The sequence below is a fragment of the Bradyrhizobium symbiodeficiens genome (genome assembly GCF_002266465.3).
GTDB lineage: Bacteria > Pseudomonadota > Alphaproteobacteria > Rhizobiales > Xanthobacteraceae > Bradyrhizobium > Bradyrhizobium symbiodeficiens.
Map to the genome: position 1 here is coordinate 3573566 of NZ_CP029427.2, position 12548 is coordinate 3586113.

Consider the following 12548-nt stretch of genomic DNA (forward strand, 5'->3'; position numbering starts at 1 on the left):
CCAACCCGGCGGACGAAGCGACGCTACGACTTTCGACATTCTAAAGACGATCAAATGACGCCTGAAAGGCACGCGCGATGAGCTCGAAGAAGATCGGCATTCTCGGCGCTTCCGGCTACACCGGGGCTGATGCAGTGCGCCTGTTGGCGCGGCATCCGAATGCCGAGATCATCGCACTCACCGCCAACACCCACGCCGGCAAGTCGATGGGCGACGTGTTTCCGCATTTCTTCATGCTGGACCTGCCGAAACTCGTGGAATGGGAAAAGGTCGACTGGAGCAGGCTCGATGCGGTGTTCTGCGGACTGCCGCACGGCACCACGCAGGAAATCATCGCCGCTGTCCTCAAGGCAAATCCCAAAATCAAGGTCCTCGACATGTCCGCCGATTTCAGGCTGCGGGACAAGAACACCTATGCCCAATGGTACGGCCATGAGCACCGGGCGCTGGAATTGCAGGGCGAAGCGGTCTATGGCCTGACCGAATTCTATCGCGACAAGATTACGTCGGCGCGGCTGGTCGCCTGTCCCGGCTGCTATCCCACGGCGGCGCTGCTCGCGCTGGTGCCGCTTGCGAAAGCCAAACTGATCGACGTCGACGACATCATCATCGACGCGAAATCGGGCGTCACCGGCGCCGGCCGCGGGCTGAAACAGAACACGTTGTTCAGCGAGGCGGGCGAGGGGCTGTCGCCCTATTCGGTCGGCACCCACCGGCACGCGCCCGAGATCGAGCAGGAGATCGGCGTCGCCGCCGGTTCCGCGGTGACGATCAACTTCACACCGCATCTTATTCCGATGGCGCGCGGCGAACTGTGCACGTCCTACGTCAAGCTCAACGGCGCGACGCCGGACGATCTGCGAACAGCGTTGGAGCAGGCTTATTCCGACGAGCCCTTCGTGCATGTCGCCAGCAAGGGCGTGCTGCCACAGACCCAGAATGTGCGCGGCTCCAACTATGTGCAGATCGGCGTCGTCGCCGATCGCATCAAGAACCGGGCGATCGTGATTTCCACGCTCGACAATCTGGTGAAGGGGTCGGCCGGGCAGGCGATCCAGAACATGAACCTGATGTTCGGGCTGCCGGAGACGGCGGGGCTGGAGCAGATCGCGCTGTTTCCATGACACGAGGTCCTGCAGTGGACGATGCGACCCTGCAATTCTATCGGAGCAACGCCCAGTCCTACGCCGACTGGGCGAAGGCGCCCTCGACACGGCTGCGTGGCTTCCTTGCCCTGCTGCCGCCAGGCGGCGCGATCCTCGAGCTCGGCTGCGGCGCCGGCAATCATTCGGCGGTGATGCTGGCCGAAGGGTTTTCGGTGCGTGCGACTGATGGCTCGCCCGAAATGGCCGAGATCGCGTCGCAGCGGCTAGGTCATCCGGTCGAGGCGATGCGGTTCGACCAGCTTGAGGCGCACGAGGCTTACGACGGCGTCTGGGCAAGCGCCTGTCTGCTGCACGTACCGCGCGGCGAACTCGCAGGCATCCTTGCGCGGATTCACCTCGCCCTGAAACCGTCAGGCGTCTTCTATGCCAGCTACAAGATGGGCGAGAGCGACGGCCGCGACAGCCTCGGGCGCTATTACAGCTATGTCTCGCCAGAGTGGCTAGATGCGACCTACGCCAATGCGGGTCCGTGGATCACGCTGTCATCCGAAATCAGCGTGATCCAGAGCTTCGACCAAACGCCAGCCAACATGCTGAATCTCGTCGTGCGCAAGGCCTGATTTTCAAGAGGCCTGATCTTCAAAAGGCGTGATTTCTAGAACACCTTGAAGATCGCCAGCGCCAGCACGGCCTGGGCGAGGAAGCCGACGGTGAAGGCCAGCGTGCGGAACACGGGAATCCCGAGCGCGTAGACGATCAGATGCGCGACGCGTGACCAGAAATAGACGGCGCAGGCGAGCACGGTCCATTTCGTGGAATAGTCGATCGCGTTGAGGATCAGCACCAGCGGTGCGAACAGCACGAGGTTCTCGACCGCGTTGTCGTGCGCAAACATCAGGCGGTTCGCCCATTCCGACTGCGGCTTGTCGCCGCGCGAGGGGTTGGCCATGGCGCCAGTGAGACCGCGGACCTGGCACCGGTTGATGGTGTAGGGAATCCAGAGGATCCCGGTCAGGATCACCGTCAGTGTCAGCCAGAACAATTCGCGCGTCATGGTTCGATCCCCTCTGTCGTCGCTGCGTTGAGCGCGAGTCTATACAAAAGCTTGGAAGATTCCGCTATGCGCGGACCCTGACATAGCTGCCGGGCGCGTCCTCGATCGGCGGCAGGGCGTCGCTGCCGACGCTGCGCGCCGGGACTTGCTCCGGATCGAGCTCGCCGAGCCATTGGCGCCAGTCCGGCCACCACGAGCCCTTGTGCTCGACCGCGCCCTTCATCCACTCGGCGACGTTGACGTCCTTGATGTTGTCGTTGGTCCAGTATTGGTACTTGTTCGAGGCGGGCGGATTGACCACGCCGGCGATGTGGCCCGAGCCCGACAGCACGTATTTCACGGGGCCACCGAAGAACTGCGAGCCGTACAGCACCGATTCAGCGGGCGCGATGTGGTCCTCGCGGGTGGCGAGGTTATAGACGGGGACCTTGACCTTGGAGAGATCGAGCAGCGTATTGTCGAGCACCATCGTGCCGGTGGAGAGCCGGTTCTCCAGATAGCAATTGCGCAGATAATAGGAATGGTTCGATGCCGTCATGCGCGTCGCGTCGGAGTTCCAGTGCAACAGGTCGAATGCGCTCGGCTGCTTGCCCTTCAGATAGTTGCTGACGACGTAGGACCAGATCAGATCGTTGGAGCGCAGCATGTTGAAGGCCATCGCCATCTTCGAGCCTTCGAGCACGCCGGCGGCCTTCATGTCCTGCTCGAGCGATGCGATCTGCTCCTCGTCGACGAACACCAGGAGATCGCCGGCATGGCTGAAGTCGACCTGGGCCGCGAAGAACGTCGCCGACGACACCCGCTGGCGGCGCTTCTCGGCGAGCCAGGCCAGCGTGGTCGCGAGCATGGTGCCGCCGACGCAATAGCCGGCGGTGTGCACCTTCATCTCGCCGGTGACCTTCTCGATCACGTCCATCGCCGTGAGCGGGCCTTCCTTCATGTAGTCTTCCCAGCTCTTGTTGCCGAGCCGCTTGTCGGGATTGACCCATGAGATCACGAACACGGTGATGCCCTGGTCGACGCACCATTTGATGTAGGATTTCTCCGGCTTGAGATCGAGGATGTAGAACTTGTTGATCCAGGGCGGCACGATCAGGAGCGGGGTGCGCAGCACCGTCTCCGTGGTCGGCGAATACTGGATCAGCTGCATCAACTCGTTCTGGTAGATCACCTTGCCCGGCGTCGTCGCCATGTTGACGCCGACGACGAGATTGTCCGGATCGGACTGGCGGATCTTCAGCATGCCGTTGCCGGCGGCGATGTCCTCGGCCAGCATCTTCAGGCCGCGCGCCAGATTCTCGCCGCTGCTCGCCATCGTCTCGCGCAGCACTTCCGGATTGGTCAGCACGAAGTTGGAGGGCGACAGGGCATTGGTGAGCTGCTGCATGTAGAACTCCGCCTTGCGGCGGGTCTGCGGATCGAGCCCCTCGGCGTCGCGCACCAGCTCCTGCGCCCATCTGGTCGTGAGCAGATAGAGCTGCATGACGAAATCGAAGAACTGGTTCGACTTCCATTCCGGGTCGGCAAAGCGCTTGTCGCGCGGCGAGGGCGCGATCGCCGGCGCTGCGTCCTGGCCGGCCATGCGGCGCGCCGCCGAACCCCAGAGGTCGAGATAGTCCTTGGCGAGCTTGGTCTGCAGATCGGAGGAGCGGGACGTATCCGACAGCCAGTACTCGGCAACCGATGTGAAGGTCTTGACGACCTCGGTGAGCTCGGCCGGCGGGCGATCCTGCACCTCGCCGTTTTCGCGCGGCTTCAGATAGGCGGCGAGCGCCTTGCCGCCGTTCTCCATCGCCCGCGCGACATTCATCGCGAAGGCTTCCGCATCGAACTTCGGCTCGGGTTTGGGCGTATCGGTCGTGGCCATACTCATGAGCAGAACAGTAACGATTCATTCCGTATTCGTCACCGCGAAGCTCGCATGTTTGACGTTAAACCCTCTCGAAGATGTGTTGCACTGCGACAAATCTTCTCGGTTCCGTCACAATCGGGCCGCACGGCTCGGTTTGGTGGGCAATGGCTGTTTTCTCGCTCGCACCATTTGGGCACAATGGTTTGAGCTTGGGCGCGGTCTTGGGTAACATTGCCCGGGGCCGTGCTTTGGGACGAGTAGGGGATTTCCCAAGTGTTGGCGTTATGGGACCTGCAAAAGACGCTGCCGATCCGCGGCGCGCTGCTGATCGCGGCGCTCGCCGTCGGCGGCTGTTCGAGCCAGCTCGCGGATATGACGCCCACGGACGCGCAGGCGCATCCCAGGGAGCCCGGCAGCTATCTGCCGGTGCACGACTTGCCGCCGGATCGCGATGAGGCAGTCATCCCGCCGGAGCAGCGCGCCAAGATCGAGGCTGAGCTCGCCGCCGCGCGCGACCGCCAGGCGGTCGCCGGCAAGGATGGGAAATGAGCCGCTCCAACGTAATCGCTGGCGCCCCCGCCTTGCCGTGCTAAAAGACCCCGGTTCAACCGAGAGTCAGGGCGAACGACTTCAGTCTTCGTCGTCGATGATTGCTCTAAGCGTTTGATTTTGAGTAATTTTCTCGACGAAATTGGACGCCTTTCCGAACTGCCGTCCCGGCCTGTCGATTCTGTCCTGACCGGTTGCCCCGGAGCCCAGAGAGCCATGGAAGAATTTTACCGCATCCGCCGCCTTCCGCCTTACGTGTTCGAGCAGGTCAATCGGGCCAAGGCGGCCGCGCGGAATGCCGGCGCCGATATCATCGACCTCGGCATGGGCAACCCGGACCTGCCGGCGCCTGCGCATGTGCTGGAGAAGCTGAAAGAGACGCTGGGCAAGCCGCGCACCGACCGCTACTCCGCCTCCCGAGGGATCAACGGCCTGCGCAAGGCCCAGGCCGGCTACTACGCCCGCCGCTTCGGCGTGAAGCTCAACCCGGACACCCAGGTCGTGGCAACGCTGGGCTCGAAGGAAGGCTTTGCCAACGTGGCGCAGGCGATCACCGCGCCCGGCGACGTCATCCTCTGTCCGAACCCGAGCTACCCGATTCACGCCTTCGGCTTCCTGATGGCGGGCGGCGTGATCCGCTCGGTGCCCTCGGAGCCGACCCCGCAGTTCTTCGAGGCAGCGGAGCGGGCGATCGTGCATTCGATCCCGAAGCCGCTCGCGCTCGTCGTCTGCTATCCGTCGAACCCGACCGCCTATGTGGCGAGCCTCGATTTCTACAAGGACCTCGTTGCGTTCGCCAAGAAGCACGAGATCCTGATCCTGTCCGACCTCGCTTATGCCGAGGTCTATTTCGACGAGAACAACCCGCCGCCCTCGGTGCTCCAGGTGCCCGGCGCAATGGACGTCACCGTCGAGTTCACCTCGATGTCGAAGACCTATTCGATGGCCGGCTGGCGCATGGGCTTTGCGGTCGGCAATGAGCGCGTGATCGCAGCTCTTGCCCGCGTCAAATCCTACCTCGATTACGGCGCCTTCACGCCGGTGCAGGTCGCGGCGACCGCCGCACTGAACGGCCCGGACGATTGCATCAAGGAGATGCGCGACACTTACCGCAAGCGCCGCGACGCGCTGGTGGAATCGTTCGGCCGCGCCGGCTGGGAGATCCCGCCGCCGGAGGCCTCGATGTTCGCCTGGGTGCCGCTGCCGGAGGCCTTCCGCAGCGTCGGCAGCATGCAATTCGCAACCCTGATGGTGGAGAAATCCGGTGTCGCGGTCTCGCCCGGCGTCGGCTTCGGCGAGCATGGTGAAGGATATGTCCGCATCGCCATGGTGGAAAACGAGCAACGGATCAGGCAGGCCGCGCGCGGCGTGCGACGCTTCCTTGAAAGCGGCATCGAAACGTTGCACAACGTCGTTCCGCTCGCCAATCGGCGTTAGGTTCTCTTCGGCAGGTTTTCTAAGTCATCATGGTTGCACCCCTGAAAGTGGGCATAGCGGGGCTCGGCACCGTGGGCGCCGAAGTTGTCCGTTTGATTGAAGCGCAGGCCCGCGTGCTCGCAGGCCGCAGCGGCCGCGGCATCCGCGTCGTTGCCGTCACCGCGCGCTCGAAGGCGAAGAAGCGCGGCATCGACCTGCGCGGCGTCGAATGGGTCAGGGATCCCATGGCTCTGGCCACCCATCCCGGCGTCGATTGCTTCGTCGAGCTGATGGGCGGCGCCGGCGATCCCGCGCTGTCGGCGGTCGAGGCTGCGCTCAGCGCCGGCAAGTCAGTGGTCACCGCCAACAAGGCGCTGCTCGCGAAGCACGGTTTGAAGCTGGCGAAAGCCGCTGAAAAGCACGGCGGTGCGCTGAATTACGAGGCAGCGGTCGGCGCCGCGATCCCCGTCATCAAAACGTTACGCGAGGGTCTTGCCGGAACCGGCATCAACCGCGTCTACGGCATCCTCAACGGCACCTGCAATTACATCCTGACACGGATGGAGCAGGAGGGCCTGTCTTTCGCCGAATGCCTCGCGGATGCGCAGCGGCTCGGTTATGCCGAGGCCAACCCGTCCTTCGACGTCGACGGCCACGACACCGCGCAGAAGCTCGCCATTCTCGCCAGCCTCGCCTTCGGCACGAAAGTTGCTCAAAGCGCGGTGTATGTCGAAGGCATCTCCTCCATCGCGCCGGAAGATCTGCGTGCGGCCGCCGATCTCGGTTATCGCGTCAAGCTTCTCGGCGTTGCGGTGCGCACCGCCAAGGGCATCGAGCAGCGCGTGCATCCGACCATGGTGCCGAAATCCTCCTCGATCGCGCAGGTGATGGGAGTCACCAATGCGGTCACGATCGACGGCGAGGGCATTCCGCCGATCACGCTGGTCGGCCCCGGCGCCGGTGGTGCCGCGACCGCATCTGCCGTCGTTGCCGACATCGCCGACGTCGCGCGCGGCATCCGCGCCAACCCGTTCGGCCGGCCCATTTCGCAACTGCGCGACACCAAGAAGGCGCCGATGGAGCGGCACGAGGGCGGCTATTACATCCGTCTTCTGGCGCGCGATTTCCCCGGCACCGCGGCCGCGATCGCGACGCGGCTGGCAGAACAGAAGATTTCGATCGAGTCGATCGTGCAGCGTCATCCCAATGGCGGCGTTGCGCCCGATAACGGCAAGGCGGTCCCCGTGCCGGTCATCCTGATCACTTACGCCACTCACGAAGACGCGGTGCGCCGCGCGCTCGCCGCCGTGCAGAAGGACAAGGTGATCAGTGGACGGCCGCAGGTGATCCGGATCGAGAAGAATTAGAGCGTGAACAGACGAGCGGTTCGAACGAACCATGGGTGTTGCGAGTTGATGCGGACGGAGATTTCCGTCCCAAACGTTTCGAAGGAGTGAGCCGATGTCGACCCATATTTCAGTCCCCCCGCAAGCGTTGCTCGAGCGCATCCTCACGCTGGAGATCGTGCGGGTGACGGAGCGGGCGGCGGTGTCGTCGGCGCGGCTGCGCGGACACGGTAACGAGAAGGCGGCCGACCAGGCCGCGGTGGATGCGATGCGCCGCGAGCTCAACAAGCTCCCGATCGAGGGCACCATCGTGATCGGCGAGGGCGAGCGCGACGAGGCGCCGATGCTCTTCATCGGCGAGAAGGTCGGCATGAACGCAGGCCCGCAGGTCGACATCGCGGTCGATCCGCTCGAAGGCACCACGCTGTGCGCCAAGAACATGCCGGGCTCGATCGCCACCATGGCAATGGCCGACGGCGGCACGCTGTTGCACGCGCCCGACGTCTACATGCAGAAGCTCGCGATCGGCCCCGGCTACGCCAAGGGCGTCGTCGAACTCGATGCCACGCCGGCCGAGAACGTTCGCCGCCTCGCCAAGGCCAAGGGCGTCCAGCCTGATGGCATCACCGTTCTCGTGCTCGACCGTCCGCGCCATGCCAGCATCATCGAGAGCGTGCGCTCGACCGGCGCTGCCGTGCGCCTGATCACCGATGGCGACGTCGCCGGCGTGATCCATTGCGCCGACCCCGACAATACCGGCGTCGACATGTATCTCGGCACCGGCGGCGCGCCTGAAGGCGTGCTCGCGGCCGTAGCGTTGCGCTGCATCGGCGGCCAGATGCAGTGCCGCCTGATTCTCGATTCCGCTGAGAAGATCGAGCGCGCCGCCAAGATGGGCGTCAACGATCCCAAGATGATCTACGGCATCGAGGACATGGCGCGCGGCGACTGTCTGTTCGCCGCCACCGGCGTCACGACCGGCTCGCTGCTGTCGGGCGTCAAGTTCCGCAAGGACGGCGTGATCGAGACCGAGACGGTCGTGATGCGCTCCGTCACCGGCACCGTGCGCTACATCAAGGCCGAGCACCGGGAACTGGCGAAGTTCCATCTGGATTAATGTCGCGACCGTCGGCGCGCGATCGTTCGGCTGCTCCGATCGGACGCGCGCCGCAGACTTGATTTCGCGCTTGTCTGTTATGGGCTGCGGGGCGGCGCGGGCATGAACAGGAACGTGTCGCAAGCGGTCAGGGCGAACTTGACGGTCAGTTGAAGCTCGCCGACTTCATCGGCCCAGGGCTGGAGAATGGCCTTCGCGGACGCCATGTCTCCATTCGCGAGCGCGCGGCGCGCGTTCGTATCGGCCTCGGCATAGATGTCTGTTGCGATCATGCGGGACAGGGCCTGCGAGAGGCCTCGGTCGAAGGCCTCAAGGCGGACCTCCGATTCATAATGATCCGGCCTGAGCCTGATGTGGTTCTCGGCCTGTGCCGGATCGAAAAGCCCGACCTTGCCCAGCATGACCAGCAACGGATGATCTCGGGCGATGGCGGAGGGAATGATCGGAAAGGTCCTGACTCTCCCGGATCGATCATCAAGGGAAGCGAACGAAATGACGGGCCCGATGTTGAAGCGGGAGTTGCGGTGAAACACCGCGACACGATGATCAATTTCGGAGTCGGCCTCGAACACCGCGCCACTCGCGGGACCGTCGTCCAGGCCGTGGGCAATAAGGTAGGATGAAAGCTGGGCAACACGGGAGGTGACGGTGCCATGATCGAGCCCATCCACCTCGAATTCGATCTCTCGTCCCGTGAATGCGGACAATCCGATCGTCAAGGCTCCGATGGTCTTGCCCGCAAGGTAGGGGACGATCTCGATCCACAATGCGAGGGGTTGATCTGGATAGGAAGCAAAGGCGCTACGTGACTGGTTCAGCCACATCTCGGGCGAGCGGCCGACATTTCCCCGCCAGACGACAGCGGCAACTTCCGGCAATGCCGCGACCACGGTCCCGACAAAAGCGGTCGTGAGCTGCGTGTTCTCGGCAAAATTCAGCGCCTTCGTTGCCTTATTGCTTTCGGCAGAGCCCATCGGCGCCACGATGAGGTGCGCACGATGCCGGCCAACGGCGTGGAAAGCTTCCGGCCAAAGCCAGGAAGCCCGCTGCCACAATTCCTGATCGAAAGGTATTGGCGCCGGCATCATGAGGATCGTCATGAGATGATCGCCGGCACGGATGAACATCGGATCGTCGGCATCGTTGCTGCGTGAGAGCCCGCCGGGACCCCACTGCACGTCGGGATGACGAATGCGCAATGTCCGGATCAACGCCTCCTCATCCGGGAGGCGGACATGATCGAGCAGAACGTATGCGACAGGGAGGTCTGTCATGGCAGATGCATGCGCACGCTGGGGCGAAAGTTTTTGCTCGTCGCGGACGAACGAGGTCTGGCGGACAACTGCTATTGTTGCACGGAAAGGATCATGCTTTAAAGCCCTCGATCTCAGCCGGAGCCGACCGGGCGCAGGAAAAATCCGCGGAGCGAACATGACACCAGCATCCGATCTCTCCGCCGTCAAAGCCCTTGTCTTCGACGTGTTCGGCACCGTCGTGGATTGGCGCACCAGCCTGATCACCGACTTCATGTGGTGGGCAAAGGGACGCGGCATCAGCGCCGACTGGACCGCTCTGGTCGACGGCTGGCGCGGCATGTACATGGCCTCGATGGACGACGTGCGCAAACATCCGGAGCGCGGCTATGTCATGCTGGATGATCTGCACCGCCGCTCGCTGGAAAAGCTGGTCGCGCAGTTCGCGATCAAGGGTCTCACCGAGGCCGATCTCGATTATCTCACCAAGGGCTGGCACCGCCTCAATCCCTGGCCGGACAGCGTCGCGGGCCTGACGCGGCTGAAGACGAAGTTCGTGATCGCGCCGCTCTCCAACGGTAACGTCGCATTGCTCACCAACATGGCGAAGTTCGCAGGCCTGCCGTGGGACCTCATCATGTCGGCCGAGCTGTTCGAGCACTACAAGCCCGATCCCGAGACCTATCTCGGCGCAGCAAAGCTGCTCTGCCTCAAGCCGGACGAGGTGATGATGGTCGCCGCCCACAACGGCGATCTCGCGGCCGCCCAGAAGAACGGGCTCAAGACCGCCTTCGTGGCGCGGCCGACGGAGTACGGTCCGTTGCAGAAGGTGGACTTTGAGGCGACCGGCAACTGGGACATCGTCGCCAGGGATTTTGGCGGGATCGCCGACAAGCTCGGCTGCTAGCAGCGTGACGCGTGATCGGCTGCGAGTCAGGACATAGGCAAGAACAAGAGTTGCTGGTTGGCCTCCTCACCGTCGGTTTTGCAAGTCTTGTTCGGGGCGGTGGTGACCGCAGCCATCATTGCGCTCATATCGTGGACGCTCCAACAGGCAAGGCCGATTGAGCTCGGCGATACCGCAGGAGCCATCGAGCCGGATAAAAGTACTGCCTGGTTCACGGTCATCGGCGGTTTCCTGATGTCGCTTGCCGGCTTGTACGGGGTCCTGTTTCGCGAGGTCGGCTGGGGAGCCTTGGCGATGACGCTCCTGGGGCTTGGCGCTGCCGGCTTCATGTCGCCATCACTCACATCCGTGCACCGCGTGACATGGGACGAAGAGTCGGTTGAAGGCCCCTCGAACCTGTTTGGTCCAACACTGGGTTCGCGAAGAACCAAAATCCTGTGGCGCGATATTTCGAGAACCGGAACGACCATGACCGGCTACTGGTTCGTCGAGAGTCGGGACGGCAGACGGGTTTATTGGAGTTATCTCTACAAGGGCCACGGCGCTCTGGACGCGTTTCTCTACACGAAGCGACCCGATTTGGAGCTTCCTGCGTCTTGATGATCGCGCCAGGGCCTGCGATGTCGTACCGCTTGGTCGGCGCTGAATTCTATGAAAGCCGGAACGCGGTCGGCATCGGAGTCGCCAGCGGCATGATCGCGGCGACCGGTCTCCGCATCTTCTTCGTACCCGCGCTGTACGTGCTTGTCCGCCGCATATTCACCGGCGCTCGAGCAGACGCGACAGCCTCGCAGCCGCGCGCGGTCGCAGAGCCCGCCGAGTAGCGAGCAACGACCCGGGAGGCGCTTGCGCCCCCCGGGGTTGATCTCGAGCTACAGCGTCATCTTCATCGGTTCGGGATAATAGTGGAAGCCTTCACCGGCCTTGGCGACGTGGCCGTAGCCGGGCCAGGCGAAGTGATACGACATCACAGGGATCTTGTTGGCCGCGAGCATCGTAAGCAACTTAACCCGCGATTCCGCCGCCTGCTTGGGGTCGGTGTCGTAGGAAAATTCCATCCGCGGCCGCTCCAGCAGCAGCACGGAATGATGCGAGAGGTCGCCGAGGAAGGCGAAGGACTTGCCGGCCGACGACACCATGAAGATGCTGTGGCCCACGGTGTGACCAGGGGCCGCCATCGCCTGCACGCCGGGCAGGAATTCCTCACCGTCCTTGAAGAACTTGATCCGCTCGCGCACCGGCATCAGGTTCTTGCGGGCGTGGACGACGAAGTCCTTGGCCGGGCCGCCGAGCTTGCCTTCATCGGTCCAGAAGTCGAAATCGCTCTGGGCGATGTAGATCTGCGCGTTCGGAAACAGCGGCTTGTTGTTGGCATCCACGATGCCACCGATGTGGTCGATATGCGCGTGCGAACAGACCACGGCATCGATGTCCTCCGGCTTGATCCCCGCCTCGGCCATGCTCTTCTGCTGGCGGCCGGTGGTTGGGCCGAACGCCTTGGACGTGCCCATGCCGGTGTCGAACAGGATCAGCTTGTCGCCGGTGTTCACGATCGGCGAGTTCTGTTCGAGCACGACGTTGTCCGGCGACAGGAAATTCTCCGCCAGCATCTTCTTCACCTCTTCCTTGGGGACACCGGTGAAGGTTCCGGAGGGATCGCCAAGCGGCAGCGGCCCGTCGGAGACGACGGTGACCTCGGCATCGCCGAGGACGAAGCGGTGCCAGTATGGCGTCTGGGTGCCGAGCTTGGGAGCCCGCGCCAATGCGCTGGTGCCGAGCATGGCGCTGGCACCGAGGCCGGCTCCAAGGCCGGCTCCAAGTGCGAGTAGGGATCGACGGGAGACATCGATTGTCATGCATTTCCTCCGCTTTTGTCTTTTGTTTTGCGCGATTGTTCGCGCGTTGGGGCCGGCCTGATCGGCCACGCGGCCGCGGCCCGGCAGAAAAG

Annotated in this window: 13 protein-coding genes; 9 read left to right on the forward strand and 4 right to left on the reverse strand. The window is 63.4% G+C overall.

Going from position 1 to position 12548, the window contains the following annotated elements; genetic code table 11:
• Window positions 1–77 precede the first annotated feature (77 nt).
• Both argC and CIT39_RS16445 read left to right on the forward strand, forming a co-directional pair.
• Window positions 78–1124: an N-acetyl-gamma-glutamyl-phosphate reductase gene (gene argC / locus CIT39_RS16440; RefSeq protein ID WP_094974317.1), complete on the forward strand. Its 1047-nt coding sequence runs from the start codon at window positions 78–80 to the stop codon at window positions 1122–1124.
• Between the two features lie 14 nt (window positions 1125–1138).
• Entirely contained in the window at window positions 1139–1726 is a 588-nt protein-coding gene (locus CIT39_RS16445; protein ID WP_094974316.1) for a class I SAM-dependent methyltransferase, read from the forward strand.
• Between the two features lie 35 nt (window positions 1727–1761).
• Here CIT39_RS16445 and CIT39_RS16450 read toward each other — a convergent pair whose 3' ends face one another.
• Both CIT39_RS16450 and CIT39_RS16455 read right to left on the reverse strand, forming a co-directional pair.
• Window positions 1762–2160 carry an MAPEG family protein gene (locus CIT39_RS16450; RefSeq protein WP_094974315.1) on the reverse strand — a complete coding sequence of 133 codons (399 nt, stop codon included), beginning with the start codon at window positions 2158–2160 and terminating at the stop codon, window positions 1762–1764.
• Between the two features lie 64 nt (window positions 2161–2224).
• Entirely contained in the window at window positions 2225–4033 is a 1809-nt protein-coding gene (locus CIT39_RS16455; RefSeq protein ID WP_162308527.1) for a class I poly(R)-hydroxyalkanoic acid synthase, read from the reverse strand.
• 252 nt (window positions 4034–4285) lie between these two features.
• Here CIT39_RS16455 and CIT39_RS16460 point away from each other — a divergent pair, with 252 nt between their 5' ends.
• From CIT39_RS16460 to glpX, 4 genes are all read left to right on the forward strand, one after another.
• A complete protein-coding gene (locus tag CIT39_RS16460; RefSeq protein WP_094974313.1) occupies window positions 4286–4561 on the forward strand; it encodes a hypothetical protein in 276 nt (91 codons plus the stop codon).
• Window positions 4562–4777: 216 nt separating this feature from the next.
• On the forward strand, window positions 4778–5998 hold the full coding sequence (locus tag CIT39_RS16465; RefSeq protein ID WP_094974312.1) for an LL-diaminopimelate aminotransferase: 1221 nt from the start codon (window positions 4778–4780) through the stop codon (window positions 5996–5998).
• Between the two features lie 29 nt (window positions 5999–6027).
• Complete coding sequence (locus CIT39_RS16470; RefSeq protein ID WP_094974311.1) at window positions 6028–7344, forward strand: homoserine dehydrogenase; 1317 nt, start codon at window positions 6028–6030, stop codon at window positions 7342–7344.
• Window positions 7345–7438: 94 nt separating this feature from the next.
• Entirely contained in the window at window positions 7439–8440 is a 1002-nt protein-coding gene (glpX, locus tag CIT39_RS16475) for a class II fructose-bisphosphatase (RefSeq protein ID WP_094974310.1), read from the forward strand.
• Window positions 8441–8517: 77 nt separating this feature from the next.
• Here glpX and CIT39_RS16480 read toward each other — a convergent pair whose 3' ends face one another.
• A complete protein-coding gene (locus tag CIT39_RS16480) occupies window positions 8518–9714 on the reverse strand; it encodes a hypothetical protein (protein WP_094974309.1) in 1197 nt (398 codons plus the stop codon).
• Window positions 9715–9871: 157 nt separating this feature from the next.
• On the opposite strand from CIT39_RS16480, the gene CIT39_RS16485 reads away from it, so the two are divergent.
• From CIT39_RS16485 to CIT39_RS16495, 3 genes are all read left to right on the forward strand, one after another.
• Entirely contained in the window at window positions 9872–10600 is a 729-nt protein-coding gene (locus tag CIT39_RS16485) for a haloacid dehalogenase type II (RefSeq protein ID WP_094974308.1), read from the forward strand.
• Window positions 10601–10702: 102 nt separating this feature from the next.
• Window positions 10703–11200 (forward strand): hypothetical protein, encoded by a 498-nt coding sequence (locus tag CIT39_RS16490; protein WP_148667315.1) that lies wholly within the window; start codon window positions 10703–10705, stop codon window positions 11198–11200.
• A gap of 20 nt (window positions 11201–11220) precedes the next feature.
• Complete coding sequence (locus CIT39_RS16495) at window positions 11221–11424, forward strand: efflux RND transporter permease subunit (protein WP_148667316.1); 204 nt, start codon at window positions 11221–11223, stop codon at window positions 11422–11424.
• 48 nt (window positions 11425–11472) lie between these two features.
• On the opposite strand, the gene CIT39_RS16500 is transcribed toward CIT39_RS16495, so the two are convergent.
• The gene (locus CIT39_RS16500) at window positions 11473–12456 is read right to left on the reverse strand and encodes an MBL fold metallo-hydrolase (RefSeq protein ID WP_094974306.1); all 984 of its coding nucleotides are present in this window, start codon (window positions 12454–12456) and stop codon (window positions 11473–11475) included.
• Window positions 12457–12548: the final 92 nt, after the last annotated feature.

Coding starts and splice junctions, on each gene's coding strand:
- CIT39_RS16480 (WP_094974309.1), bottom strand. CDS start 9,714: ATGACAGACCTCCCTGTCGCATACGTTCTGCTCGATCATGTCCGCCTC.
- CIT39_RS16500 (WP_094974306.1), bottom strand. CDS start 12,456: ATGACAATCGATGTCTCCCGTCGATCCCTACTCGCACTTGGAGCCGGC.
- CIT39_RS16450 (WP_094974315.1), bottom strand. CDS start 2,160: ATGACGCGCGAATTGTTCTGGCTGACACTGACGGTGATCCTGACCGGG.
- CIT39_RS16470 (WP_094974311.1), top strand. CDS start 6,028: ATGGTTGCACCCCTGAAAGTGGGCATAGCGGGGCTCGGCACCGTGGGC.
- argC (WP_094974317.1), top strand. CDS start 78: ATGAGCTCGAAGAAGATCGGCATTCTCGGCGCTTCCGGCTACACCGGG.
- CIT39_RS16495 (WP_148667316.1), top strand. CDS start 11,221: ATGTCGTACCGCTTGGTCGGCGCTGAATTCTATGAAAGCCGGAACGCG.
- CIT39_RS16485 (WP_094974308.1), top strand. CDS start 9,872: ATGACACCAGCATCCGATCTCTCCGCCGTCAAAGCCCTTGTCTTCGAC.
- CIT39_RS16455 (WP_162308527.1), bottom strand. CDS start 4,033: ATGAGTATGGCCACGACCGATACGCCCAAACCCGAGCCGAAGTTCGAT.
- glpX (WP_094974310.1), top strand. CDS start 7,439: ATGTCGACCCATATTTCAGTCCCCCCGCAAGCGTTGCTCGAGCGCATC.
- CIT39_RS16465 (WP_094974312.1), top strand. CDS start 4,778: ATGGAAGAATTTTACCGCATCCGCCGCCTTCCGCCTTACGTGTTCGAG.